The organism is Amycolatopsis sp. NBC_00355, assembly GCF_036104975.1.
In the GTDB taxonomy this organism is placed as follows: Bacteria; Actinomycetota; Actinomycetes; order Mycobacteriales; family Pseudonocardiaceae; genus Amycolatopsis.
On record NZ_CP107982.1, the window covers coordinates 1998445 to 2023886 of the forward strand.

Annotated in this window: 25 protein-coding genes and 1 pseudogene; 11 read left to right on the forward strand and 15 right to left on the reverse strand. The window is 72.5% G+C overall.

What is annotated here, in order from left to right:
* Positions 1-37 precede the first annotated feature (37 nt).
* Positions 38-1555, reverse strand: a complete 1518-nt coding sequence (locus tag OHS18_RS07985; RefSeq protein WP_328616496.1) for a CYTH and CHAD domain-containing protein — start codon at positions 1553-1555, stop codon at positions 38-40.
* Between the two features lie 124 nt (positions 1556-1679).
* On the opposite strand from OHS18_RS07985, the gene OHS18_RS07990 reads away from it, so the two are divergent.
* Positions 1680-2216 (forward strand): hemerythrin domain-containing protein, encoded by a 537-nt coding sequence (locus OHS18_RS07990; protein ID WP_328454450.1) that lies wholly within the window; start codon positions 1680-1682, stop codon positions 2214-2216.
* A gap of 101 nt (positions 2217-2317) precedes the next feature.
* Positions 2318-3124: a GAF and ANTAR domain-containing protein gene (locus OHS18_RS07995; RefSeq protein ID WP_328616497.1), complete on the forward strand. Its 807-nt coding sequence runs from the start codon at positions 2318-2320 to the stop codon at positions 3122-3124.
* Positions 3125-3180: 56 nt separating this feature from the next.
* On the opposite strand, the gene OHS18_RS08000 is transcribed toward OHS18_RS07995, so the two are convergent.
* Both OHS18_RS08000 and OHS18_RS08005 read right to left on the reverse strand, forming a co-directional pair.
* Complete coding sequence (locus OHS18_RS08000) at positions 3181-3645, reverse strand: hypothetical protein (RefSeq protein WP_328616498.1); 465 nt, start codon at positions 3643-3645, stop codon at positions 3181-3183.
* A gap of 70 nt (positions 3646-3715) precedes the next feature.
* A complete protein-coding gene (locus OHS18_RS08005; RefSeq protein WP_328616499.1) occupies positions 3716-4555 on the reverse strand; it encodes an aldo/keto reductase in 840 nt (279 codons plus the stop codon).
* A 166-nt stretch (positions 4556-4721) separates the two neighbouring features.
* Here OHS18_RS08005 and OHS18_RS08010 point away from each other — a divergent pair, with 166 nt between their 5' ends.
* Genes OHS18_RS08010 through OHS18_RS08020 form a run of 3 tightly spaced genes read left to right on the forward strand, consistent with a single transcriptional unit; the run spans position 4722 to position 5697 of the window.
* A complete protein-coding gene (locus OHS18_RS08010) occupies positions 4722-5135 on the forward strand; it encodes a phage holin family protein (RefSeq protein WP_328458916.1) in 414 nt (137 codons plus the stop codon).
* A complete protein-coding gene (locus OHS18_RS08015) occupies positions 5132-5437 on the forward strand; it encodes a DUF3618 domain-containing protein (protein ID WP_328616500.1) in 306 nt (101 codons plus the stop codon). Before OHS18_RS08010 ends, OHS18_RS08015 begins: the two co-directional genes overlap by 4 nt.
* A complete protein-coding gene (locus OHS18_RS08020) occupies positions 5434-5697 on the forward strand; it encodes a DUF4235 domain-containing protein (RefSeq protein WP_328454441.1) in 264 nt (87 codons plus the stop codon). The genes OHS18_RS08015 and OHS18_RS08020 overlap by 4 nt, the downstream gene beginning before the upstream one ends.
* Positions 5698-5736: 39 nt before the next feature.
* Here the strand turns inward: OHS18_RS08020 and OHS18_RS08025 are convergent, their stop codons facing one another.
* Positions 5737-6114: an STAS domain-containing protein gene (locus OHS18_RS08025; RefSeq protein WP_328616501.1), complete on the reverse strand. Its 378-nt coding sequence runs from the start codon at positions 6112-6114 to the stop codon at positions 5737-5739.
* A 169-nt stretch (positions 6115-6283) separates the two neighbouring features.
* Between OHS18_RS08025 and OHS18_RS08030 the strand changes: the two genes are divergently transcribed.
* Positions 6284-7570 (forward strand): NAD(P)/FAD-dependent oxidoreductase, encoded by a 1287-nt coding sequence (locus tag OHS18_RS08030; RefSeq protein ID WP_328616502.1) that lies wholly within the window; start codon positions 6284-6286, stop codon positions 7568-7570.
* A 169-nt stretch (positions 7571-7739) separates the two neighbouring features.
* On the opposite strand, the gene OHS18_RS08035 is transcribed toward OHS18_RS08030, so the two are convergent.
* Positions 7740-7934, reverse strand: a complete 195-nt coding sequence (locus OHS18_RS08035) for a DUF2630 family protein (protein ID WP_328454435.1) — start codon at positions 7932-7934, stop codon at positions 7740-7742.
* Between the two features lie 71 nt (positions 7935-8005).
* On the opposite strand from OHS18_RS08035, the gene OHS18_RS08040 reads away from it, so the two are divergent.
* The gene (locus OHS18_RS08040; protein ID WP_328616503.1) at positions 8006-9040 is read left to right on the forward strand and encodes a serine hydrolase domain-containing protein; all 1035 of its coding nucleotides are present in this window, start codon (positions 8006-8008) and stop codon (positions 9038-9040) included.
* Between the two features lie 61 nt (positions 9041-9101).
* On the opposite strand, the gene OHS18_RS08045 is transcribed toward OHS18_RS08040, so the two are convergent.
* Positions 9102-9983 carry a LysR family transcriptional regulator gene (locus OHS18_RS08045; protein ID WP_328616504.1) on the reverse strand — a complete coding sequence of 294 codons (882 nt, stop codon included), beginning with the start codon at positions 9981-9983 and terminating at the stop codon, positions 9102-9104.
* A gap of 81 nt (positions 9984-10064) precedes the next feature.
* Between OHS18_RS08045 and OHS18_RS08050 the strand changes: the two genes are divergently transcribed.
* Together OHS18_RS08050 and OHS18_RS08055 are read left to right on the forward strand one after the other, a co-directional pair.
* The gene (locus OHS18_RS08050; protein ID WP_328616505.1) at positions 10065-11393 is read left to right on the forward strand and encodes a diaminopimelate decarboxylase; all 1329 of its coding nucleotides are present in this window, start codon (positions 10065-10067) and stop codon (positions 11391-11393) included.
* Positions 11394-11433: 40 nt separating this feature from the next.
* Positions 11434-12933 (forward strand): ArnT family glycosyltransferase, encoded by a 1500-nt coding sequence (locus OHS18_RS08055; protein WP_328616506.1) that lies wholly within the window; start codon positions 11434-11436, stop codon positions 12931-12933.
* A gap of 80 nt (positions 12934-13013) precedes the next feature.
* Here the strand turns inward: OHS18_RS08055 and OHS18_RS08060 are convergent, their stop codons facing one another.
* The gene (locus OHS18_RS08060; protein WP_328616507.1) at positions 13014-15365 is read right to left on the reverse strand and encodes an alpha-L-fucosidase; all 2352 of its coding nucleotides are present in this window, start codon (positions 15363-15365) and stop codon (positions 13014-13016) included.
* A 217-nt stretch (positions 15366-15582) separates the two neighbouring features.
* On the opposite strand from OHS18_RS08060, the gene OHS18_RS08065 reads away from it, so the two are divergent.
* Positions 15583-15846 carry a hypothetical protein gene (locus OHS18_RS08065; protein ID WP_328616508.1) on the forward strand — a complete coding sequence of 88 codons (264 nt, stop codon included), beginning with the start codon at positions 15583-15585 and terminating at the stop codon, positions 15844-15846.
* 560 nt (positions 15847-16406) lie between these two features.
* Positions 16407-17627 carry an SGNH/GDSL hydrolase family protein gene (locus OHS18_RS08070; protein ID WP_328454422.1) on the forward strand — a complete coding sequence of 407 codons (1221 nt, stop codon included), beginning with the start codon at positions 16407-16409 and terminating at the stop codon, positions 17625-17627.
* Positions 17628-18117: 490 nt separating this feature from the next.
* Here OHS18_RS08070 and OHS18_RS08075 read toward each other — a convergent pair.
* From OHS18_RS08075 to OHS18_RS08110, 8 genes and pseudogenes are all read right to left on the reverse strand, one after another.
* Positions 18118-19389: pseudogene (locus OHS18_RS08075) on the reverse strand (MFS transporter); the annotation flags it as partial.
* A complete protein-coding gene (locus tag OHS18_RS08080) occupies positions 19386-19928 on the reverse strand; it encodes a GNAT family N-acetyltransferase (protein ID WP_328616509.1) in 543 nt (180 codons plus the stop codon). The pseudogene OHS18_RS08075 and the gene OHS18_RS08080, both read right to left, overlap by 4 nt.
* Before the next feature lie 99 nt (positions 19929-20027).
* On the reverse strand, positions 20028-20603 hold the full coding sequence (locus tag OHS18_RS08085; protein ID WP_328454418.1) for a YbaB/EbfC family nucleoid-associated protein: 576 nt from the start codon (positions 20601-20603) through the stop codon (positions 20028-20030).
* Complete coding sequence (locus OHS18_RS08090) at positions 20600-20944, reverse strand: type VII secretion target (protein WP_328454416.1); 345 nt, start codon at positions 20942-20944, stop codon at positions 20600-20602. The genes OHS18_RS08085 and OHS18_RS08090 overlap by 4 nt, the downstream gene beginning before the upstream one ends.
* A gap of 4 nt (positions 20945-20948) precedes the next feature.
* Positions 20949-23012 (reverse strand): hypothetical protein, encoded by a 2064-nt coding sequence (locus OHS18_RS08095; RefSeq protein ID WP_328616510.1) that lies wholly within the window; start codon positions 23010-23012, stop codon positions 20949-20951.
* An 8-nt stretch (positions 23013-23020) separates the two neighbouring features.
* Positions 23021-23491, reverse strand: a complete 471-nt coding sequence (locus OHS18_RS08100; protein ID WP_328454412.1) for a hypothetical protein — start codon at positions 23489-23491, stop codon at positions 23021-23023.
* A gap of 19 nt (positions 23492-23510) precedes the next feature.
* Positions 23511-24353, reverse strand: a complete 843-nt coding sequence (locus OHS18_RS08105; protein WP_328454411.1) for an ESX secretion-associated protein EspG — start codon at positions 24351-24353, stop codon at positions 23511-23513.
* Between the two features lie 157 nt (positions 24354-24510).
* Complete coding sequence (locus tag OHS18_RS08110) at positions 24511-25434, reverse strand: 2-dehydropantoate 2-reductase (RefSeq protein ID WP_328454410.1); 924 nt, start codon at positions 25432-25434, stop codon at positions 24511-24513.
* Between the last annotated feature and the right edge of the window lie 8 nt (positions 25435-25442).

A 25442-nucleotide genomic window follows, 5' to 3' on the forward strand; every position in this document is an offset into this window, starting at 1 on the left:
GCCCTTCCGAGCCGCCGCCGCTCCCCGGGCGAACGGGCTAGCCGAGCCAGCCGGGGCGGTCGCCCTTCCGGAGCCGCCGCCACTCCCCCGTGAAGTCCTTGCGCAGGTCCGCCGCCTTCGCGGCGTCCTGGCCGTGCAGGATCCCGAACGTGAACGTGTTCTGCCCTTCGCCGTGCGCGTCGACGGCGAGGTGGTGCAGGACCTCCCGGCCGACCACGGTGTCCTGGTGCGTGCCGAGCGTCTGCTGGACGGCCTTGACGTTCTTGCGCCACGCGCGCAGCTTCTTCCCGTACACCGGCTTCACGGTGTCGGCGGCGTAGCGGGCCCGCTTGGCCTTCTTGCGGACGTCGTGCAAAGCCGTCTCGAGCTCGACGCCGGTGAGCCCGCGGGCCGCCGCCTCGGCGCGGCGCAGTTTCTTCGCGGCCTTGCGGACCGGCTTGCGCAGCCCGGACTTCGCCGGCTTGCGCCCGGTGCGGGTCAGCGCCGGGTCCGCCAGCACGGCGTCGAGCGCGCGGAGCAGGTTCCGGTAGCGCTTGCCGGTCAGGGCCTCCAGCGCCCGGGTCCGCCCCCGCTCCTCCTCCCGCGCGAAGTAGCGCGTCAGGTACTGGCGCAGCGGCCCGAGCACCAGCTCCGACGGCAGGCCGGCCAGCTGCTCGCCGAGCCGCTCCTGCGTGACCTCGGTGTCGCGAGCCGGGGCCAGCTCCCGGCCGAGCCACTGCAGCTCGGCCGCGACCGGCGCCGTCGCCTCGTCGTCCACAATGGACCCGAACGTGCGCAGCGCGCTGCGCAGCTTCCGGCTCGCGACGCGCATCTGGTGCACCGAGTCCTCGACGTCCAGCCGGACGCCGACGTCCGCGCGGCGCAGCTGGTCGAAGTGCGCGCGCAGGGACGTCAGGACGACGTCCGCGGCGGCGGGCTTCTTGCGGGCGCGGCGCGGCGCGGGCACGCGGTCGCCGATCAGGCGCCGCAGCTTCGACGGCCACGGTGACGCGGACGCGCCGGCCTCGGCCAGCGCCCGGTCGAACTCGTCCAGCACGCCTGGGTCGGTGCCGGGATCGAGCTCCAGTTCCAGCTCGCGCCACTCGTCGAGCCGCGCGGACTCGCCGCCGGCCTCACCGGTCACATGGTCGTCGGTGAGCACGGCGATCGTCCGGCCTTCGGCGTCGGCGAGGCGGTGGGCGAAGCGGTCGGTCCGCAGGTGCGCGATCGGCACCAGCTTCTCCCCCAGCGTGTAGGCCCGTACCAGGCGCTTGAGCCGGCCGGGCACCTTGTGGGCGTCCCCGCCGAGCGGCAGCTGGATCTCCTGGCGCTCGTCGGCCGAGACGGGCAGCTTGACGTGCCACCCCGCGTCGTGCCCGCCGACCCGGCGCCGCAGGGTGATGCCGGCCTTGGCCAGCCGGTAGGTCCCGGTGTCGTAGTACGACGCGTCGAGGATCTGCTCCACGGGATCGTCCTGCGTCTCGACACCGGCGACGCCGAGCAGCCTCGGCACCCCGCTGCCCGGGACGATCTCGTACTTGCGTTCGCGCTCGGTCACCGTCGACGGCGCTGCCATGGACGTCCTCCCTGTTGGCGGGTCTGTTTCCTTCGACTACCCGGCCCGCCCGGCGCCGACACGGGATTCGGCGTCCGGGCAACGGGTAACCACGGGAGAAACCGAATCCGGACCAGGAGCGTGCATGAACCGCAGCCAGCCCGCAACCGACCTCACCACCGTTCTCGCCGGCGACCACCGGGAGCTGGAGCGGCTGTGCACCGAGCTGGAGCTCGGCCAGGGCAGCCCGGAGAACCGCAAGGACCTCGCCGATCACCTCATCGGCGCGCTCGTCCGCCACGCCGTCGCGGAAGAGCCCTACCTCGACCCGGGCGAAGACCTCAGCGAGGCGGACGGGCTGATGCGCCAGCTGGAGGGCGCCGGGCCGCAGGAGACGCGGTTCGAGCGGCTGCTGGGCGGGCTGATCCGGGTCGTCCGGCGGCACGTGCGCGACGAGGGTCCCGCCGCGATCGCGCGGATCCGGCGCGACTGGTCCCCGGAGCGTCGCGGCGAGCTCGGCCAGGACGTCGTCGGGGCCCGCGAGGCCGCGGCGACCCTGCCGCACCCGGGGCTGTCGGACCGGATGCCCCAGGCCGACCAGCTCCGGCCGGGTCCCGGGTTCGTCGACCGGGTCCGCAGCGCCCTCGATCCGGCGTCCGGCGGAGCCGCCTCGGCCGGTTGACGGCCACCTTGCGGCGCGGATCACGCCCGGCCGGCCCGGAGTGCACACTGGCATCGGGTTGAATGGGACGGACCGCACGTGAGGACGAAGGCAGCGAGGAAATGAGCGTCGAGGAAGACGAATGGGCCAGAGAGCGCAGCTGGTTCGGCGCGGACGGCACGCGGCCGGCCGAAGCCGGTCCGCTGGCTCGGCAGTTCGCCGAGCTGACGCGGACGCTGCTCGACGCGACCCCGACGGTCGGCGGCGTGCTCAAGCTGGTCGTCGGCGCGGCGGTCGAGAGCATCCCCGACGCCGACCTGGTGAGCATCACCCTGCGCGATCCGGACGGCCGGTTCCACACCCCGGTCGAGACCGACCCGATCGCCTTGACGCTCGACGAGCTGCAGTACCGGCACGGTGAAGGCCCGTGCGTCGAGTCCGCCTGCCCGGACGGCCCGGCGATCGGCTGGTCGCAGGACGTCGGCCGGGACCCGCGGTGGCCGTCGTTCGGCCCGGGCACCGCCGCCCACGGCTTCCACTCGGTGCTGGCGACCGCCCTGATCCCCGACGCCCGGCCGCCCCGACTGTCCGGCGCGCTGAACATCTACTCCCGCAAGCCCGGCGCGTTCGACGGCGCCGCCATCGACGCCGCACTGCTGCTCGCGACCCACGCGTCGCTCGCGCTGGCCCACAGCGAGGCCGTCGCGGCGGCCGAGCTCGAAGCCACCCACCTGAGGCAAGCCGTCGAGAGCCGGGACGTCATCGGGCAGGCGAAGGGCATCCTGATGCAGCGCCGCGGCATCACGGCCGACGAGGCCTTCGACGTCCTGCGCAAGGCCTCACAGGACCTGAACGTCAAGCTGGCCGACCTGGCCCGAACCCTGGCCACCCGGCACACCGAGCTGGACCTGCCGGTCCCCGAACACTGACACGACGAAAGCGGCACCTCCCTCGGGAAATGCCGCCTTCGGTACGCGCGTGAGCCTTACGGCGTCGTGTAGGGCGGGCGGTGCTCCAGCGACGGGCTGACGTCCGGGTACCGGCCGTCCTGAGCCGGCACCGGCGTGACCGTGGTGCCCTGCTGCTCCGGTTCGAGTCGCTGCCGGCCGCCCCGCTGGACGACGGCTTCGACCTCCTGCTCGCCGCGGATGCGGGCCAGCGCACCGAGCGTGATCGCGTGGGCCAGCGCCAGGATCAGCAGCAGCACCCCGATCCGGGCGATGATGCTCGGCAGGTCACCGCCGATGTTGATGGTCGAGACGAGCGCCAGCACACCCAGCGTCGCCAGGTGGAACAACACCGTGACCAGGCGGGCCATCGACGCCCCGGCCGCCGGGTCACCGTAGGAGTTTTCGAGGTAGCGGCGGCCGCTGCGATAGATGATCTGGCCGTCCGCGACGACCAGCAGCGCGCCGATCAAGAGAAACGCGAGGTAGGCGTTCGTGCTCATGCCGGACGCTCCTTCCTGGGGAACCTTCTCGGAACAGGTACCCGGGTGCTCGCGCAGGGAAACGCGACGGTCACCCGGTGAAGGTGTCGGGGTCCGGCCCGGTGCGGCGGCCGTCGTCGAGCCCGCCGATCGCCGCCATGTCCTCTTCGCTGAGCTCGAACCCGAAGACGTCGATGTTCTGCCGGATGCGCTCCGGCGTCGACGACTTCGGGAACACGATGTTCCCGAGCTGGATGTGCCAGCGGAGGACGACCTGCGCGGCGCTCCGGTCGTGCTTCTCGGCGAGCCCGGTCAGCACCGGGTCCTCGAGCACCTCGGCCTGGGCCAGCGGGCTCCACGCTTCGGTCGCGATGCCGTGCGCGCGGTGGTACTCGCGCAGTTCCGCCTGCTGCAGCGCCGGGTGCAGCTCGATCTGGTTGACCGCGGGGACCGTGCCGGTCTCCTCGGCGAGCCGGTCGAGGTGCTCGGGCCGGAAGTTCGAGACGCCGATGGCGCGGGCCTTCCCGGCCCGCAGGATGTCCTCGAAGCCCTGCCACGTCTTGACGTACTTGCCGGTCTTCGGCAGCGGCCAGTGGATCAGGTACAGGTCGACGTACTCGAGCCCGAGCCGCCGCAGGCTCCCCTCCAGCGCGGTGATCGCGTTGTCGTACCCCTGGGCGTCGTTGGCGAGCTTCGTGGTGACGAAGACGTCTTCGCGCGCCAAGCCCGACTCCGCGACGGCCGCGCCGACCCCCGCTTCGTTCCGGTACATCTGCGCGGTGTCGATGTGCCGGTAGCCCGCGTCCAGCGCCGTCCGCACGGCGCTCGCCGTGTCGTCGGCCGGGATCTGGAACACCCCGAACCCGAACTGCGGGATCCGGACGCCGTTGTTCAGTTCCACGGTGGGGACATTGGCTGTCGTGGTGGTCATGCATCCGGCCTACCCGGGGCATCCGGACGCGAAACCGGCGGGCCGGCGCCCACGCCACCACATCACTCGTTCGAGTGATATGCGGCTACCCGGCGCCGATCCGGGCGAAACCGGCGTGATTACCGGCTCCGGAACGGGGGTAGCCCGGCGTCAGGAGGTGTGTTCCGTGATCGAAGAGGCACAACAGAAGCCCGCGGCCGACCGTTCGGTCGGCGAGCTGGTGTCGGACCTGTCCGACGAGGTCAAGCGCCTCGTCCGGGACGAAATCCGGCTCGCGGTCCTCGAACTGCAGCACAAGGGCAAGAAAATGGGCTTCGGCGCCGGGTTGTTCGGGGCGGCCGGGCTGTTCGCGCTGTTCGGCGTCGGGGCGCTCGTCGCGACCGCCGTTCTCGCGCTGGCGCTCGTCGTCCCCGGCTGGCTGGCGGCGCTGATCGTCGCGGTGGTCCTGTTCCTGATCGCCGGGGTCGCCGCCCTGGTCGGTAAGAAGGAAGTCACCCAGGCGGTACCGCCGGTGCCGGAGGAAGCCATCACCGGTGTCCGCGAAGACGTGGACACCGTGAAGCAGGGAGTGCGCTCATGAGTGGGGACACCCCGAAGAACGCCGAAGAGGCGCGGCTCGACCGGGACGTCACCCGGGAAGAGCTCGCCGAGACCCTCGACGCGCTCGGGCAGAAGCTCGACGTGAAGACCCGGGTCAAGGACAACGTCGACGAAAAGCTCGACCAGGCCACGCTGAAGGTCGCCGACATCGCGAACGAGCCGACCGCGGTGAAGTTCCGCCAAGGCGCCGACGCCGTCCGGAGCAACCCGGTACCGGTCTTCGCGGGCGTGCTCGGCCTGGTCATCCTGATCCGGCTGCTCCTGCGACGGAGGAACTCGTGAACAAGATCGTCTACAAGCCGTTGAGCTGGGGTGTCGGCGCCCTCGGCGGCGTCCTCGCGGGCCAGGTCTTCAAGCAGATATGGAAGCGCGCGGCGGGCGAAGAAGACGCCCCGGACGCGATCGACCGCGACTACACCTGGACCCAGGTGATCATCGCGGCCGCCGTCCAGGGCGCCATCTTCGGGGCCGTCAAGGCCGCCACCGAACGAGCCGGCGCGGTCGGTTACCGCAAGGCCACCGGCGACTGGCCGGACGACTGACCCCAGCCGACCGGCCACAGTGGACGGCCGGGCCGGCGCTCACGCGTCCGGGCCGGCCTCCGCGGCGAGCGGGGTCACGGCCGTCAGCGCGTCACCCGGGCGAAGGTGGATCTTCAGCAGGAGGTCGGCGCCGGTCGCTTCGAGCGACCGGGTGACGGCGTGCCCGCCGGCGACGACGGCCAGTTCGGCGCGGTCGTCCGCTTCGAGCAGGGACCGGACGCCGGCGCAGCTCAGGAAACCGACCCGCGACAGGTCGGCCACCAGCCGGCCGCCGGCGGCGAGGGCTTCGTCGAGGGTGCCGACGGTGGCGGCGTCGACGTCTCCCACCAGGGTGAGGACGCGGACTCCGCCAGGACGCTCGGTGGTCGTGACGGTCAACCCGCAGGGTTCGTCGATCGTGCGGAACAAGGGGTACATGGCGCTCCCATCGGTACAGGCAGGGGCGCTGACCGGAGCACGTGTTTTGAACAACAGCCAACTCCCTCTGACCGTACGCCCCTGAGCCGACAGGTCAACCCCGCGGGTTTCCCCACCTCTACCTGGGGGAATCCGCGAGGACCAAGATCAACGTCCCGGAAGGGGATCCATGCGTGTCGTGATCGTCGGCGGCGGGTTCGCCGGGTACCACGCGGCTAAGAGCCTGCGTAAGGAAGCCGAAGACGTCGAGATCGTCGTGCTCAACCCGACGGACTACTTCCTCTACCTGCCGTTGCTACCGGAGGTCGCGGCCGGGATCCTCGACCCGCGGCGGGTGACCGTCTCGATCCCGGAGACGCTGCCGGGCGTCCGGCTGCTGCTGGGCAAGGCCACCGCCGTCGACTTCGACGCCCGGGCCGTCACGTACACCGATCCCGAGGACGAAGAACACCGGATCGGGTACGACCGGCTGGTGCTGGCCGCGGGCAGTGTCAACAAGCTGCTGCCGATCCCGGGTGTGCCCGAGTACGCGCACGGCTTCCGCGGCGTGCCCGAGGCGCTGTACGTGCGGGACCACGTCACCCGGCAGATCGAGCTCGCCGCGTCGGCCGAGGACCCGGCCGAACGCGACGCGCGGTGCACGTTCGTGGTCGTCGGCGCGGGTTACACCGGCACCGAGGTGGCCGCGCAGGGCCCGGCCTTCACCGACGCGCTGGCCGCGCGGCACCCCGAGCTCGCCGGGCAGAAGATCCGCTGGCTGCTGCTGGACGTCGCCGAGCGCGTACTGCCCGAACTCGACAAGCGGCTCGGGAAGACGGCCGACGAGGTGCTGCGCTCGCGCGGGGTCGAGGTGCTGATGAAGACGTCGGTCGACCACGCGGACGAGAAGGGCGTCACCCTGACGAACGGCGACTCCGTGCCGACGCGGACGCTCGTGTGGTGCGTCGGCGTGCGGCCCGACCCGCTGGTGTCGGACCTCGGGCTGGAGACCGCGAAGGGCCGGCTCGTCGTCACCGCGCAGCTGAACGTGCCGGGCCGCGACGACGTGTTCGCCTGCGGTGACGCCGCCGCCGTGCCCGATCTCACCCGGCCGGGTGAGTACACCGCGATGACCGCCCAGCACGCCGAACGCCAGGGAAAACTGGCCGGGCGCAACGTGGCGGCGTCGCTCGGCCAGGGCCGGACCGGCACCTACCGCCACCACGACCTCGGTTTCGTCGTCGACCTCGGCGCCGGGGCCGCGGCGGCGAACCCGCTGCACATCCCGCTCTCCGGCCGTCTGGCGAAGGCCGTCACACGCGGCTACCACCTGATGGCGATGCCGGGCAACCGCGTGCGCACGGTCGCGGACTGGGCCCTGGAAGCGCTGACCGGCCGCCAGACCGTCCAGCTGGGACTGGTGCGGTCGCGATCGGTGCCGCTGGACACGGACTCCCCGGAGCTCCCCCGCCGCTGAGACCGACGCCTGGCCGCGCCGCCGGAGCAGGTGGCGCGGTTCTCGGCGCTCCCCTACCTGCTGCCGCCGGTCGCGACCGGCGCGGACGTCGTGGTCCCGGACGAGCGGCTGGACCTGTAGGAGGGCTTCGGCGCCCTGGCGCGGCACTCAGGGAGCCGTCCCCGGACGGTCACTCGTCGTCGAACACGGACAGGGCCTGGCGCCGGTGCAGCAGCTCGAGGGCCTCGTCCAGCTGGCGCTCGAGGTCCTTCAGCCGGACGCGGTCGTCCGCGGTGAGCCCGCCGTGGTGGAGGGCGCCGGTGCGCAGGCGGTGTTCTTCGTCGATCAGGTCGGCGATGCGGTCGGTGATCTCGTGGCCGGACATGGAACGTCCTTCCGGGAAGGCACAGAGCCGGGAACGCCCGCGAGCATACCGGGCGGGTAACGTCGCCCGGCGTGATCGACTGGACCGAACCGGGTGACCCGGCACTGGAACCGGCCGCCGAACTGGTGCGCGCTCGCGGTGCCCGGGCGAGCCTGTGCGTGCTGCGTGACGGGCAGGTGCTGCTCGACCGGAGCTTCGGCGGCCCGCCGGACGCGCTGTTCTGGATCTTCTCCGCGAGCAAGCCGTTCGTGGCGCTGCTGGTGCACCAGCTCGCGGCGCGCGGGGAACTGTCGCTCGACGCGCCGGTCGCCCGGTACTGGCCGGAGTTCGCGCGCGGCGGCAAGGGCGCGATCACCGTCCGGCACGTGCTGCGGCACCGCTCCGGCTTCGCGAGCGCACGCGGCTTCGCCGGGGACGCGCTCATCATGGCGGACCGGGCCCGCACGCTGCGGGCGATCGAGCGGATCACCCCGCGGTGGGCGCCCGGCGAGGTCGCCGCGTATCAGCCGATCGTGTACGGCCATCTCCTCGGCGAGGTGCTCCGCCGGGTGACCGGGGACGACGTCGACGTGCTGCTGCGCAAGGAATTCCTCGGCCCGCTGGGGCTCACCGACACCCACCTCGGCCTGCCGGACGCGCTGTGGCCGCGGCACGTACCCCTGCGCGGGCAGGACTTCGGCGCGCGGCTGACCGCGCGGCTGATCAACCGGCGCGCCCTCCGCCGGGCGGTGATCCCCGCGGCGGGCATCTCGACGACGGCCCGCGACCTGGCGACGTTCTACCAGGCCCTGCTCGACGGCGAGGTCGTCGACCCGGCGGCCGTCCGGGAAGCGCGGCAGCCGTCCGGGGACGCCGTCGTCGACCGCACGATCGGCACCCGGATCCGCTGGGCGCAGGGCTTCCAGCTCGGCGGCGCCGGCCGTCCGATGGGGACGCTCAGCGGCCGGGAAACGTTCGGGCACAACGGGAGCAACTGCTGCGTCGCCTGGGCCGACCCCGGCCGCCGCCTGGTGTTCGCCTACCTCACCGACCGCGTCGTCTCCGGCCACCGCGCGGCCGCCCACCTCGGCGAGGTCGCGGACGCGGTGTTGACCGCCTGCCCGTGACCCGGGGTTCCGTTGTCCGTGAAGGACTCCTTGAGGGACTCTGAGTCCCTCAAGGAGTCCTTCACGGCTTTCCGGCCGCGAGGTCCACGAACGCCCGCACCACCGGGGACAGCGTGTCCGCGCGCCAGGCCAGCCCCAGGTCGATGCGCGGCACCGGCTCCTCCAGCCGGCGCAGCACCACGCCCTTGCGGCGCAACGCGCGAGCCCGGTGTTCCGGCACCGCCGCGATGCCCGCGCCCTCGGCGACCGCGCGCATCAGCTGCTCGTCCTCCGGTTCTTCGCGCACGATCCGCGGCACACCGGCCGGCCAGACCTGGGCGCTGATCGCGTCGTACTGGCCCGGGCCGTTCTCGCGCGGCCAGAAGACCACCGGCTCGCCCGCGATCCAGGCGCGTCGCAGGCGGCCGCGGCGGCGGGCGAGGTCGTGGGCGGACGGCAGCGCGATCAGCACCTCCTCCGACCCGACCGCGGCCACCTCGACGCCGGGGTGGGTCACGGGCGGGCGGACGAAACCGAGGTCGATCTCGCCCGCGGCCAGGCGGGTCAGGTTGAGGCTCGTCCACCCCGTCTCCAGGGCGAGCTCGACGCCCGGGTGGCGAGCGCGGTAGGCCGCGACCAGGTCACCGGCCAGCGGGCCGGGCGCCGAGCGGGTGTACGCGATCCGGAGCCGTCCCGAGTCGCCGCGCCCGGCCGCCGTGATCACGCCGCGCGCCCGGTCCAGCCGGTCCAGCAGCTCCCGGGCCTCCCTTCCCGCGACCCGGCCCGCCTCGGTCAACGCGAACCGCGGGCCCGACCGGTCCAGCAGCGCGACGCCCAGCTCCGCCTCGAAGGCGCGGATCTGCTGGCTCAGCGACGGCTGCGACACGAACAGCCGAGCGGCCGCCTTGGTGAAGTGCATCTCCTCGACGAGCACGGCGAAGTAGTGCCAGCGGCGCAGGTCCACCCGGTCATTATAGGCGTGTCCTATGACATCATCGGGTCCAGGTCTTGGACCGGCGCGGCCATCCGCTGCTGTGCTTGGAGCATGACCACGACCAGTGCCTCCCCGGCCCGCACCGACCGCCGGCTGCTCGCCCTCACCGCCGCGGCGGACCGGCGGCTCGTCGACCCGATGGCCGGGTTCGTCGACCTCGCCGGCCTCCGCGCGGCCGTCGAGGAGCTGACCGGCGCCTTCGCCCCGCTCGGGCACGTCCAGCACACCGTCGCCGCGAAGGCGTGCGGCCTCGCGCCGCTGCTGCGGTTCCTCGGCGACCTCGGGATCGACGCCGAAGTCGCCAGCCCGGGAGAGACGGCGGTCGCCGAGGCGGCCGGGCTCCGCGGGCCGCGGCTCGTGCTCGACTCCCCCGCGAAGACCGTGAGCGAACTCGCCCACGCCCTGGCCGAGGGCACCGCGATCAACGCCGACAACTTCCAGGAGCTGGCCCGGCTCGACCGGCTCGTCGGCTCGGCGCCGCCGCGCTCGGTGCTCGGGCTGCGGATCAACCCGCAGGTCGGGGCCGGCCGGATCGGCGACACGAGCACCGCGACGGCGGCGTCGAAGTTCGGCATCCCGTTGCGGGACCACGGGTATCGCGCGCTGCTGCTGGAGGCGTTCGCGCACCGGCCGTGGCTGAGCCGGCTGCACGTCCACGTCGGCTCGCAGGGCTGCCCGCCCGGGCTGATGGCCGACGGCGTCGCCGCCGTGCACGCGCTCGCCGAGGAGATCAACGCCGAGGCCGGGTACCGGCAGGTCACCAGCATCGACCTCGGCGGCGGCCTGCCGGTGAACTTCGACTCCGACGAGCCGGGACCGACCTACTCCGACTACGTCGAGACGCTGCTCGCGCGGGTCCCGGCGCTCGGCGACGGGCGCTACACCTACGTCACCGAGTTCGGCCGGTCGCTGCTGGCGAAGAACGGGTTCCTCGTCAGCGCGGTCGAGTACACGAAGGTCGCGGGCGGGCGGCACATCGCGGTCACGCACGCCGGTGCCCAGGTGGCCGCGCGGACGGTGCTCCAGCCGGAGCACTGGCCGCTGCGGCTCAGCGCGTACGACGCCGCGGGCGTGCCGAAAACCGGCCCCGACGTGCCGCAGGACGTCGCCGGGCCGCTGTGCTTCGCCGGTGACCTGCTCGCCCGGGAACGCCCGCTGCCGCTGCTGGAGCCCGGCGACCTCGTCGTCGCGCACGACACCGGCGCGTACTACTTCGGCGCGCACTACGCGTACAACACGCTGCCGCGCCCGGCCGTGCACGGCTTCGACATCGGTGTGGACGGTGCCGTGCGGTTCACGCCGATCCGCCGGGCGCAGTCCCTCGAAGAGCTGGTCGCCGACGCCGGCGGCGAATACGTCGGAGCGCTCCCGATCGGATGATCTCCGGCGTACGATCCTCGCACGCCGAGGGGAGACTGCCATGGGGGCCGGTCGCGTTTCCGGGTCGTTGCCACGTTTCGCGGCGGTGCCGGTGGGGATCGTCGTCGCGATCCAAGCCGTGGTGCTGACGCTGCTATCGAGCCGCTACGGCTTCCACCGCGACGAGCTGTACTTCGTCGCCGCGGGGAAGCGGCCGGACTGGGGGTACGTCGACCAGCCGCCGATCACGCCGTGGCTCGCCCGCGCGTCGACGGCGTTGTTCGGCGAGACCCCGATGGGGCTGCGGGTCGTCGCGACCCTGCTGGGCATGGCGACGGTCGTGGTCGTCGTGCTGATCGCCCGCGAGTTCGGCGGCGGCCGCCGCGTGCAGGTGTGCACCGCGGTGGCGACGGCGCTCTCGACGTACGTGCTGGTCGTGGCGCACATGCTCGCGACCAACACGGCGGACGTGCTGCTGTGGTCGCTCATCACCTTCTTCGGGCTGCGGCTGCTGCGGACCGGCGACGGCCGGTGGTGGCTCGCCGTCGGGGCCGCGGCCGGGCTCGGCATGATGAACAAGTGGCTGGTGCTACTCCTGCTGTCCGGGCTCGGCGCCGGGGTGGCCATCGCCGGGCCACGCCGGGTGTTCCGGACGTGGTGGCTCGCGGCGGGCATCGGCGTCGCCGCCGTGCTGACCGCGCCGGTGGTGCACTGGCAGGCGTCGCACGGCTGGCCGATGCTCACCGTCGCGGGCGGGATCAGCCAGGACGACGGCGTCGAGAACCGCGTGCTGTTCGTGCCGATGCAGCTGGTCTACCTGTCGCCGGTGCTGGTGCCGGTGTGGATCGCCGGGCTCGTCCGGCCGTGGCGTGACGCCGGGGTGCGCTGGGCTCGCGCGCTGGCGATCGCCTACCCCGTGGTCTGCGTGGAACTCCTGGCGCTGGGCGGGAAACCGTACTATTCGGTGCCGTTGCTGCTGCCGCTGGTCGCGCTCGGCGCCGAGCCGGCGTTGCGGTGGCCGGCGCGGACCGGCACGGCGCTGCGGGCGTCGATCGGCGTGGTCACGGCGGTGTGCGTGGTCGTGTCCGTCCTCATCGGACTCCCGGTGGTGCCGGCCACGGCGCTGAACGGCGTGCTGCTGGCCGTGAACAAGGAGCCCGGTGAGCAGGTCGGCTGGCCGGAGTTCGCCGACACGGTCGCGACGGCGTGGGCTCAGGTCCCCGACAAGGACACCGCCGTCATCCTCACCGACAACTACGGCGAAGCCGGGGCGCTCGAGCACTACGGGCCCGAACGCGGGCTGCCGCGGCCGTACTCGCCGCACATGTCCTACGCCGACTGGGGACCGCCGCCGGACCGGCAGGTCGGGCCGGTACTGGTCATCGGCCGGATCGAGCGCGGCTCCCCCGCGTCGCGGCTGATCACCGGCTGCCGCCCGGTGGCGCTGCACCACAACGCCGAAGGCGTCGACAACGACGAGGACGGCGTCACGATCTCGCTGTGCGACACGCTGACCCGGCCGTGGTCGGCAGCGTGGCCGCAGCTGCGGCGCTTTTACTGATGTGCCGGTGGCTCGCGGAAGCTCCGCCGTGAGGGGCACCCTGAGGGCTCTGACGTCCCTGAGGGTGCCCCTCATGGCAGTCAGCTCCAGGCGATCTTGAACACCCACGCGTAGCGGCCCGCTTGCCGGGCCGCCGCCGGGACGTCGATCACCAATGCGCCGTTCTCGACGCTCCAGTGCAGGTTCCCGCGGTAGCCCAGCAGCGTGACGCGGTCACCCGTGCGGATCGGCACCGGCGCGTCGATGACCAGCCGGCTGCCCGGCGCGGCGAGCGAGTGCACGTAGAAGGCCTCGTTCTGCTTGACCGTGAACCGCAGGTCGCCCAGCTGGGCCATCCGTGACCAGTAGGTCGTGCCGTAGATGGCTTCGCCGTTGACCTTCAGCCACGCGCCCGCGTCGCGCAGGTGCTGCTGCATGACGGCCGGGATGGTGCCGTCGAAGTCCGGGCCGATGTCGAGCAGGAAGTTGCCGTTCTTCGACACGATGTCGACGAGCGTGCGGACGACCTCCTCGGCGGTCATGTACTTGTCGTCGGGCGTCGCGCGGTTGTAGCCGTAGGAGAACGGGTCGAGGCCGCGGCTCGCCTCCCACTTCGCCACCACCGTGTTCGGGTACGTCGTGTACTCCGGGGTGGTGAAGTCGTGGTCCGGGATGCCGCCGCGGTCGTTGTAGGTGACGTCCTTGGGGTGCCGGCGGTTCTTCGCGCGGTTGAAGTACTCCGTGAGCACGTCTCGGCTGTCGTTGTCACCGCCGATGTCGAACCACAGGACGTCCGGGTCGAACTCGTGGATCAGCTCGAGCACCTGCGGCGCCTGGTAGTCGCGGACGAAGTCCTTGCCCGCGGTGTAGCCGGTGTAGGGCAGCGGCGCGCCGGTGTACGGGTTGCGCGGCGCGTGGCCCATCCACGGGTTGTCGGGGTTGAACCATTCCGGCAGCGAGAAGTACAGGCCGTTGCGCAGTTGCGGGGTGTACTTGCGGGACGCCGCGAAGAGCTCGGCGATGACATTCCTCCGAGGGCCGAGCTTGACCGAGTTGCGGTCGCTGACCTTGGTGTCCCACAACGCGAAGCCGTCGTGGTGCTTGGACGTCAGGACGTAGTACTCGGCGCCCGCGTCCGCGATCAGCTTCAGCCAGGCGCGCGGGTCGAACTTCTTCGCGGTGAACATCGGGATGAAGTCGTCGTAGACGAACCCTTCGCCGTACTTCTGGGCGTGGTAGGCGTAGGTCGCGCCGTTGGGGTCCTGCTGGTTCTGCCAGTACCACTCCGCGTACTGCTGCCCGACCGGTGCCCACGCGGGCACGGCGTAGACGCCCCAGTGGATGAAGATGCCGAACTTGCTGTCGGTGAACCAGTACGGCGCGCGGTGCGTCGAGAGCGACGCGTCGGTGGGCCGGAAATCCGGGACGCCGAGGGTGATCGGCACCTGCTGGGTAGCGAGCGTGCCGCGCCCGGCCGTCACCCGCAGCTGGCCGTTCGTGGTGGTGCCGGGCGGGACCGACGCGTTCGGCGCCAGGCCGAGCCGGACCGTCGCCTGCTCCCCCGGCGCGAGCGCGCGGATGGTCGCCGGCACGGTGGTCCGGCCGCCGGGGACGTCGAGCGTCACCGAAACGCGGTCGCGCGCGCCGAGCCAGACGGTGCCCGCGTTCACCACGGTCGCCTCGGCGGCCTGCGGACCGCCGTCGGTCAGCAGGTTCGCCGTCGACCGGCCGTCGAGCACCAGCGCGGACCGGCCGACGGCGACGGGCTGCAGGGTGAGGGCGAAGACGTGCAGGCTCGAGACGTCGGGCGCGGGTGTCGCGGTGGCCGGCAGGGTCAGCGCGACGGCTTCGCGGGCCGGGTCGACCCAGACCTGGCCGGTGGCCAGGGAAACCGGGTTGTCGTCGACGACCCCACCCGGCGCGTAGCGGAACGACGAGACGAGCGCGCCGTTGCCGGTGTACCAGTCCGGGCCGGACAGGGAGCCGGTGCTCGTGGTGCCGTCGGCGTAGTGCACGGTCGCCGTGCCGCCGGTGGTGCCGTAGCTGGCGGCGACCAGGAAGTACGCGACGAAGTAGCGGCCCTTCGGCAGGTCGATCGTCTGGCCGGTGGCGACGAGGTTGTTCTTCGCCCCGGCGGCCGCGGACCCGAGCAGGAACGGGACGCCGCCGACGGTCGCCGTCCGGCCGACCGGCAGCTGCTCGGCCGGGAAGGTGTAGCCGGACCCGTCGAAGTCGCCGCCGGTCGCGGACGCGCTGTCGATGCCGTCGTTGGAGAACCAGGCGTCGAGGGCGACCGGGACGGGCGGCGGAGGCGGGACGATCGGGGTTTCGGGCGTGTCGGGCGCGGCGTCGACGGGCACGGCGGCACCGGCGGGCGTCAGGCCGGCCGCACTCAGCGCCACAGCGGCTCCGGCCGCCATGCCGAGGGCTTGCCGGCGAGGGAAGGTCGTCACTGAACCTCCAGGGATCGGATGAGTATGGGCAGAATGGTCCCCCAGTGGACCATTCTGTGGCTGGTGGACCTGATTCATCCGATGACTGACCCTGCTCGCCCGGCTTCGCCGTGTCAAGAGGCTCGATCAAAGTGAACCGGGCTCACGTCCGGCCCGTACTCCTAAGTAACGAGCTGCAGCACTCGCACCAGAACCAGCCGGACCGAGAGGCCAGACCATGTCCACCCACCCGAGCGCGCTGAGCCGCCGCGCGATCGCCATGCTCAAGGCGGTCGGCGCGGGCCGCGCGGAGCTCCGCTGCAGCTGCGAACCCGACCTCCGCGTCGACGGATTGTCGTGCTGCGACCAGAACACGGCCCACGACCTCGCCCGCGCCGGCTTGATCCGTGCCGCGACGCCCGTCGCGCGCGGCCAGTGGTCACCCGCCGAACTGACCGACGCCGGCCACCGCGCTCTGGACGTGTTCCCCGCCGCCGCTTGAGCCTCCCGTTCCCCAGCCGTGAATGGCACATCGAGGGACTTGAAGTCCCTCGATGTGCCATTCACGGCTTTCGGGGTCACTTGCCGGTGATGGGAATGCCGGCACGCGCGACCCCGGCGGGCCGACACGTCCGCCGGAGTGGCCAACACCCCGGGGTTTCGGCGTGTTGGCCACTCCGGCGGGCGTGTGGGCCCTTCCGGGCAGTGTGTTGGCCGCTCCAGGCGGTGGGTTGGCGCTTGCGGGCGAGAATTCCGGTGGCCTCGGTGAACCGGGCCAGGTCCGCGTCCGTGCTTGGGAGTGAGGGCGTTCTCGCACACGCCCTCCGGGGTTGCCCCGACGCAACGATCCGGGCCAGCCTCCGCTTCGGATCGGGACCGGGCACTCCGGCGAGCGGCCGTCGCGGCAACGGCCACCTCGCGCGGGCCCGCCCGGCATCCCCAGAATCCCGGGCGGGTCCGCCCAGGGGAAACAGCAATTTGCCGTCACTGTCCGGGATCTTGTCCGGTTTGCTCACCTGATCAGCGGTCCCTGACCCAGCCCAAGCACGCGACCGTGTGTGCATGCGACGCTTCCTGGCCGTGAGCACGGCCGTCCTGGCGGGGTTGGCCCTCCTCACGACGTCCGGTGGTGCGAACCCGGAAAGCGCTGTCCCGGCCCTCGCGCAGCAGTCCGTCGGCGGCTGGGCGGGCACCTGGGCCGCGGCTCCCGCGGCCGGGGTCGCGAACACCCCGGACGGCTACCCGGGTTACTCGATCCGCAACGTCGTGCACACGAGCGTCGGCGGCGGCCGGGCCCGGATCCACCTGTCGAACGCCTTCGGCGCCACCGCCGTCACCTTCGGGCACGTCACCGTCGCGGTCGAGGCGACCGGCGCCGACGCCGTCCCCGGCACGCTGCGGTCGCTGACGTTCGGCGGCGCGCCGAGCGTCGTCGTGCCCAACGGCGCCGAGGTGCTGAGCGACCCGGTGAACCTGCGGATCCCGGCGGACGCCAACCTGCTCGTGACAACCTACGTGCCCACGAAGTCCGGGCCGGTGACCTACCACCCGGCCGCGTCGCAGACGTCGTACTTCACCCGCGCCGGCGACTTCACCGCCAGTGAGTCGGGCGCCCCCTACACGGAGCAGACGTCCGTGTGGCACTACGTGTCCGGGGTGGACGTGCAGGGCGGCGCCGAAGCCACCGTGGTGACGCTCGGCGACTCGATCACCGACGGCGTCGGCTCCACCGCCGGGGCCAACCACCGCTGGCCGGACTACCTCGCCGACCGGCTGCACGGCCGGTTCGGTGTGCAGAACGCCGGCATCAGCGCCAACCGGCTGCTGCTCGACGTCCCCGGCAGCGGCGCGGGCCAGAACGCGCTTTCCCGGTTCGACCGCGACGTGCTCGGTGTCGGCGGGGTGCGGACGCTGATCGTGCTGGAAGGCATCAACGACATCCAGCAGGACCCGCACCAGACCGACCCGAACGCGATCACGTCGGCCTACCGCCAGCTCGTCGCGCAGGCCCACGCCCGCGGCATCCGGGTGCTCGGCGGCACGCTCACGCCGTTCAAGGGCTGGGGCGTCTACGACGAAACTCTCGAGGCGACCCGCACCGCGGTGAACCAGTTCATCCGCACCAGCAACGTCTTCGACGCCGTGGTCGACTTCGACGCGGCCGTGCGCGACCCGGCCGACCCGCTCCGGATGCTGCCCGCCTACGACTCCGGCGACCACCTCCACCCCGGCGACGCGGGCTACGAGCGGATGGCCGCCGCGGTCCGGCTGGACCGCCTGTGATCACTCACGCGGGATAACGCCACTCGATCCGAGCCACAGCACCGCACCCCGCTTCGACGCGGCGGGTCCGTGACCCGCCGCGCGACTCGGGCGACGCAGGCCACGAACGGGTGACTGCCGCCGACCGGCTGACCGACCCTGATCACCAACGCACGGCAAGGACCGACGCAGCGGCAGAACCCTCAGCCCCACAAACAACTTCCACGCGGCAGGCCCGCGAGCCGGCCGACCCGCAGCGCGACTCCACCACAACCACCGCGACGCGGGCCACGAACGGACGGCCGCCGCAGTCCGGCAGGACCGCCTGTGATCACCAGCGCACGGCAAGGGCCGACATCCACAGCAAGCAGCGGCAAAACCCCAGCCCCACGAACAACTTCCACGCGGCAAATCAGCTACCGGCCGCCCCACCGCACAACTCCACCGCACCCCCGGTAACGCGGGCCAAGAACGGACGGCCGTCGCGGTCCGGCTGGACCGCCGGTGATCACTCGCGCGGGATGAAGAGCACCGCCACCAAGCTGAGCACCGCGACGCCGACCAGGTAGAGCGACACCGACAACGACGTCCCCGTCGAGGTCTGCAACGCCGTCGCGATCAGTGGTGCGAAGCCGCCGCCCAGGACCGCGCCCACGGCGTAGGAGAAGGACGCGCCGCTGTAGCGGTAGCGCGGTTCGAACAGCTCCGCGAACAACGCCGACTGCGGCCCGTACGTCGCGCCGAGGCCGATGTTCAGCACCACCACCGCGACGATCAGCCACACCGCCTGGCGGGTGTCGACCAGCAGGAAGAACGGGATCGGCCAGACCACCAGCAGCACCGAACCCCAGACGTACACGGGTTTCCGGCCGACGCGGTCCGACCACGCCGCCGTGACGAGGATGCTCACCAGCCACGTGACGCTGCCGACGATCACCACCACCAGCAACGTGGTGCGGTCGATCTTCAGCACGGAAGTGCCGTAAGACAACAGATACGCGAGGAAGATGTAGCCGATCGCCGTGTTGGCGATGAAGCTCCCCGATGCCACCAGCAGCGCCCGCGGCCGCTCGCGGAAGACGTCGGCCATCGGCCGCCGGCTGCGCGCCGCGGACTGCCGCAATTCGGTGAACACCGGGCTTTCCTCGATCCGCAGCCGGATCACCAGTCCGACGCCGACGAGCACGATGCTCACCAGGAACGGCACCCGCCAGCCCCACGCCGCGAACTGGGCGTCGGTCAGCGACTTGCCGAGGACGAAGAACACGAGCTGCGCGAGGATCAGGCCCGCCGGGACGCCGATCTGCGAGAACGCTCCGTAGCGGCCACGACGTCCCTCCGGCGCGTGTTCGACGGCCATCAGGGCCGCGCCGCCCCATTCGCCGCCCGCGCTCAGGCCCTGCAGCAGCCGCAGCACGAGGAGCAGGATCGGGGCCCACACACCGATCGCGCTGTAGGTCGGGAGCAGGCCGACGCCGACCGTCGCCACGCCCATCAGGAGCAGCGAGAGCACGAGCATCGCCTTGCGGCCGGCGCGGTCGCCGAAGTGCCCCCACAGGATCCCGCCGACCGGACGAGCCAGGAAGCCCACCCCGAGCGTCGCGAACGCGGCCAGCGTGCCGGAGGCGGGCGAAAGCGTCGTGAAGAAGAGCTTGCCGAAGACCAGCGCGGTCGCCGTGCTGTAGATGAAGTAGTCGTACCACTCGATCGTGGTCCCGATCGCGCTCGCCACGGCGACCCGCCGCAGCTGCCCGGGTGCGGCGGGCACCGCCTGCGTGCTCACGCGCCGGCCAATGCCGCCAGCGGAACCAGGTCTTCGGCCAGCAGGTCCATCAGCAGTCCGTCGTGCCAGCTGCCGTCGAGCCCGCGTTCGTAGGAGCGCATCGTGCCGACCGGCCGGAAACCGAGGGCCTCGTAGAGCTTGATCGCGGCCTTGTTGTCCGCGGCCGGGTCGATCACCAGCCGGTGGTGCCCGCGCACCGTGAACAGGTACTCGGCCAGCGTCCGGATGGCGTCCGAGCCGAGGCCGTGGCCCTGGAAGTCCGGGTGCACGGCGATGTCGATGCCGGCGTGCCGGTACTGCGGGTCGGCTTCTTCGAACGCCAGCTCGATACCGACCACGACGTCCGCGTGTTCGATGGCGTAGGTCGTGGTGCCCTCGTCGGGGTCCAGCAGATAGGACACCTGGGCGGCCACCGGATCCTCGGCGTCGGCCCACCAGCGGGCGACCTCGGGATGCGACAGGATCTCCTCGAACCGGGCGGCGTCCGTGACTGCGGCGGGCCGCAGCCGGACACGGCTTCCGGTGATCAGGCCGGTCATCGGCCCAGTGTCGACCCCCGGAAGCCCACTGTCGAGCACCGTCACTCCGCCGCCGGATACGCCGGGCCCGTCGGCTCGGCGTATCCGGGGCGGCTCAGCTCACCAGGGGTTGTTGTCCTGCTCGTCCGGGTCGCTGCCCGGACGCCGCTGCGGCGGGGACGCCTGCGGGGCCGACGGCGCCGGCGGGACCCCGGCACCTCCGGCCGGGGCGGGCGGCACGGGCGGCGGGCCCGGGGCCGGCGGCGGGGTCGGCTCGTCGGGCTCGTCCGGGTCGGGGAACCGGCCGCGGAGCGAGTCGAGCAGCGCCGTGCGGGTGTCGCGGTCCTCGTCGCCGAGGTTCTCGGTCATCACCCCGGCCACGCGCTCGGCGATGCCGGACTGCGCGCGACGCATCGTGGTGAGGATCGCCCGCGACAGCTCCTCGAGCGGGAAGGACTTGACCTTGTTCGAGAACGTCAGGTCGGTGACGGTGCCGTCGGCGCCGACGGTGACGCTGACCGCGCCGTCGCCGCTCGTGGCGGTCAGCCGCAGCCGCTCCGTCTCCGCCTGGGCCGCCTGGTAACGCTCGGCCTTGGCCGCGAACCCGGCCGCCCAGTCGTCCATCCGGCGGATCGTCTCGTCGGGGTCCCGCATCAGGTCCCCGAGCCCGCCGTTCGAGCCGTTCGGGCTCGTCATGAACTCACCTTCACTTCAGCCTGTCGCGGCGCCGCCGTGAGCTGGCGCTCGAACGGCTGCGCGTTGCCCTCTTCACCGTCGCGATAGGACTGCGCGGCCGTCCGGACGTTGTCCGAAAGGCCTTTCACACCCTCGATCGACGCCTTCAGCGTGTCCTGCGCCTGCTCACCCGTGGGCCGGATGATCGGCGGCAGGAACGCGCACAGCAGCCCGTACGCGTGGTCCGACATCGCCGAGTCGGACGCGGAGACCGCCGTGTTCAGCCGGTCCACCAGGCTGTCGACGTGACTCGCGTGCGCGACCAGGTCGTCCGGTTCGACCTCGAAGCCGCCCGCCGTCATGTGCTCACTTCCAATCCTGGTTCTTCCAGTCACCGATCACCGGCGGTGCCACGACCTGCTCACCGTCGAAGAAGTTCGGGTCGTCGTTCTCGACGTAGTCGGCCGACTTGTGTTCCTTGTCGTCTTCCTTCTTACCGCCCTTGGCACCGGCGCCCATGCCGCCCATGCCCGGGGAGCCCGGCGCGCCGGCCTTGCCGCCGGCCGCCGCGTTGCGCGCCGCCAGGGCTTCGGCCTCCGCGGCCGCACCCGACGCGGCGCCACCGCTGAGGTTGCCCGCCCCGGTGCCGCGCAGGCCTGCGCCGCCGGCCCCGGCCCCGCCGGTGCCCGAGCCGCCGCCGATGCCGCCGAGGGACCCGCCCCCGCCGCCACTGCCGCCACCGATTCCGCCGAGGCCGCCGAGGCGGCTCGCGATGCTCTCGCCGTTGATCCCGCCGCCGCGGCCGATGGTCGGCATCTTGCCGAGCCCGCCGCTGCCGCCGGTGCCGCCACCCGGGATGCCGTTGCCGCCGAGCCCGCCGCCGGTGGGCAGGCCGGTGATCGGGTCGATGCCGGGCGGGGTGAACCCGCCGCCCAGGCCGCCGCCGCGGATGCCCCCGCTGCCGCCGCCCGGGATGTCGGGGACGGTGAACGACGGCGGGGTGTACCCGCTGCCGCCGCCGGTGCCGCCACCAGCGCCGATTCCGGAAGGCGTGAAGCCGGACGACGTCGTCGAGTCGCCGCCGCCGGGGATCGAGGAGCCGGGGATGCCCGCGCCGCTGAAGCTGCCGCCGCCGGGGGTGTCCGGCATGTCGAAGTTCGGCGGGGTGAAGCTCCCGCCACCGCCGCCGGACCCACCCGCGCCGCTGCCACTGCCGCCGCCCGGGATGCCACTGCCGGAGAAGCCGGAACCACCCGAGCCGGAGCCGCCGCCCGGGATGCCCGCGCCGCCGTACCCGCCGCTGCCGCCGGCCCCGCTGCCGCCGGCGCCACCGCCGACGGGCCGGCCGGTGGCCGGGTCGATGGGCAGGCCCGTGGCCGGGTCGATCGGGAAGCCGGTGGCCGGGTCGATGGCGGGCGAGCCGTTGGCCGAAGCCGCCGGGAGCCGCGCCAGCGACGGGTCGGTGCTGCCGTTCGGGTCCAGCTGCCCGTTCGGGAGGGTGCGCCCCATCAGGCCCTGCGACGCGCCGCCGGACGACATCGGGGTGCCCATGGTGCGCGCGCTCGCCGTCGCGGTCGGCAGCTTCGGCGGAGCCGGGAACTTCGGCGTCGCGACCGCGCCGGCGATGGTCTGGTCGTACTGGGTCATGATCTGCGCGGCGTGCTCGCGCGCGACCTGCTGGGCCCGGTAGGTCTGGATCGCCTCGCCCGCCGCCGACGCGTACTGCACCGGGTCGGTCATCGTCTGCAGCTTCTGGTTGGTGGCCTGCAGGTCGAACTGCACCGGCGGGTTCGCGCCCATCTGCCGCTGCGTCTCGTTGAGCGCCTGGGAGTGGATCTCCTGCTGGCGCCCGGCGAGCGTCGCGCCCTGCGCGGTCGCGCCCAGCCACTTGCCGACCCCGGCGAGGTGCTCGCGGACGGCGTCACCGGCGTCGCCCTGCCAGTTGCTCGTGCTCGCGGTGATCGAGTCGGCCAGGTTCTTCTGGTGCGTGCCGAGGTCGTTGCCGACCTGCACCCACTCCTCCGACGTCTCCGCGACGGTCGCCGGGTTGGCGTCCAGCGTGATGGCGTCGTTCATCTGCTCGTGGCTGGCGTTGCTCCACAGCATGTGCGGCGGCTCGCCGGTCTCGCGCATGGACAGGCCCTCGTCGAGCCCGTTCTTCGCGTTGTCCAGGTGCTGCTGGTACAGCTCCTGGATCTTCCGGTCGCGCAGCGCCGGGTCGACGGCCGGGCCGAGCCAGCCGGCCCGGATCTCGTCGTCGATCTGCTGGGTGGCCATCTCGCGGATCTCGTCGCCCGAGGGCGTGTCGTCGGTCTTCAGCGGCCCGACGTAGTACTTCGACGACGAGTCCGCCGTCGGGTCGTACAGCGGGCTGCGCCGGTTGTAGTCCGGGGACGACGGGTCCGACACGGACTCGGCGGTGGGTGCCACGGTCTCCCTCAGCTCTGGTCGGCGGACGGGAGTGCGACGAGCGTGGCCCGTGTCTCCTCTTCCCGCGTCTTGTAGTTCTGCTTCGCCAGCTTGATCGCTTCGATGTAGGTCGGGAACTCCTGCCGCGCGGCCTGCAGCTGCGTGACCAGCCCATGGTCGTCGGCCGCGGTGTTCACCATGTGGCCGGAGACCCACATGCCGACCGCGGTCCGGCTGAGCGCCGGCTTGTCGTGCAGGCGCTGCAACGCCGACCAGCGCGCCTCCAGCGACTCGAGCACGCCTTCGAGCGACTCGATCAGCCGGTTGCCGGTGGTGTCGTCGACCGCGAAGCTGCCGGTCTGGGCCAGCCGCTTCAGCTGGGCGCCGGCGAGGCCGACGCGGATCGCGGACATCGCCTGCAGCTGCGGGGTGTCGGCGGCCTGGAGCTGCTGCGTCGCTTGGAGCGCCTCGGTGGTCGCCGCTGTCGCGTCATCGGTCATCAGGAGGGTTCCTTCCCGGTCAGTAGACCGCGGCGATCGCGTCACGGATGGCCCGGGCCAGTTCGGCGCGGCCCGCGGGCACGTACTCGGCCGTCAGCTCGCCGGCGTCACCGGTCCTGGTGCGCACGAGGTACCGGCCGTCGGCGGTGTCCAGCCAGCTCAGCGGGTCACCCGCGAGCCGCTCGCCGCGGCGGCTCTGCGCGGTGACGGCGATGTGGCCGCCACCCAGCCGCGGCTCGGACAGCACGCGCTCCAGCACGGCGACGTCGGACGGCGTCGGGGCCGGCGGGCGGCGTCCCGGCCGCACCACGGCCTTCACCTCGATCATGCCGAAGGCGTCCGTCTCTTCTTCCTCGAACTCCGCGTCGGCACGCCGCTTGGCCGCCATCGCCGAGACCTCACGGCCGGCGGCGCGGTGCACGACGTGCCGGCCGGTGGTCGCGGCGGGCGCCGGGGGCAGCACGCCGGTGACGACCTCGACCAGGTCCTCGTCCGCGAAGAGCGAGAACAGCAGCTCGTCGTCGTCCGGGGCCTGGGTGATGCCGAGCGCCTGTGCGCCGTCGGTGACCACGAGGACCGCGACGTCGGCGCCGAGGCCGTCGATCCCGCTCACCGCGACCGACACGCGGGGGGCCGCCAGCAGCTCGAAAGCCGTGCGCACCCCCGGGTGCAGCTCTCCCGACACCGAAAGACGACGTTCCTCGAGCGAGTCGTAGACCTGCCGGGCGACGTGGACGAACCGCACCGGGTCCGCCGGGAGGTACCCGGCCCGCAGTGGGTACCGCCGGACATCGCCACCGGTCGCCTGCCCGACAACCAGGGCTTCGACGACCTCGAGGACGAACTCGAACCTGTCCGCCATTTCCCCTCGCCCGATTCCGTGAAATTCGTCAAACCCTCAAGCAAGTTCCCTTACGAAGAGTAGCAGTGCCGCCGGACCGGGGTTCGGCGCCGCCACCCGGATGCCCGAAAGACCACGATCCCTGTCCTGGGCGGGCAAGCGGCCCACAGTGGACCTCTCACTCGACGCGGTGATTGTGCACGCGCAGCTGCAGGGTGACGAGATCCAGCAGCGGCACGGAAACGCCCAGCTCACGGGCACGCGCGGTGAGGTCGCCGAAGATCTGGTCCCCCTCGACCGGGTGACCGCCGAGAAGGTCGCGGTACAGCGAAGAACCACCCGTTCCGGGGTCGGTCACCGTTCGGCGTGTCGCGTCCAGATCCGCGGCGGGCACCGGGTATCCGGCGGCTTCGGCGACGGCCGCGGCCTCCGCCACGACCGCCTCGGCGAACGCCGCGCCACCGGGCACCGCGACGACGTCGCCGGTCGTGCCGCGCATCAGCGCGTTGACCCCGCCGATCGACGCGATGAACACCCACTTCGCCCACATGGCCCCGGTGATCGCGTCTTCGCGGGCAGCCGGGAACCCGGCGCCGGTCAGCGCCGCGTCCACCTGGGACAGCCGCGAGGGGACCGGTTCGGCGCGGGCGCCGTAGACCAGGTTCTGCAGCGGCGCGAGCCGCCGGATGTCGCCGTCGTCGTCGACCGTGGTCACGACTTTGGCCACCCCGCCGAGAACCGCCGCCGCACCGAACCGCGCGGCGAGGACGTCGATGTGCGCCAATCCGTTGAGGAACGGCAGAATCAGCGTTCCCGGGCCGACCGCGGGCGCGAAATCGTCGATGGCGCCGGTCAGCGCGGTGGCCTTCACCGCGAGCAGCACGAGGTCGTAGGTTCCTTCGAGGGCCCCGGTTTCCACGAGCGGCGGGTCGAGCACGGTCTCCTCGCCGAGCCCGACGATCCGCAGCCCGCGCTCCCGCAGCACCTTCGCCCGCCCCGGCCGGACGAGGAACGTCACGTCCCGGCCCGCCTGCAACAGCCGGCCGCCGAAGTACCCGCCGGTCGCACCGGCACCCACCACCAGGATCCGCAAGTCGTTCACGCCCGCGA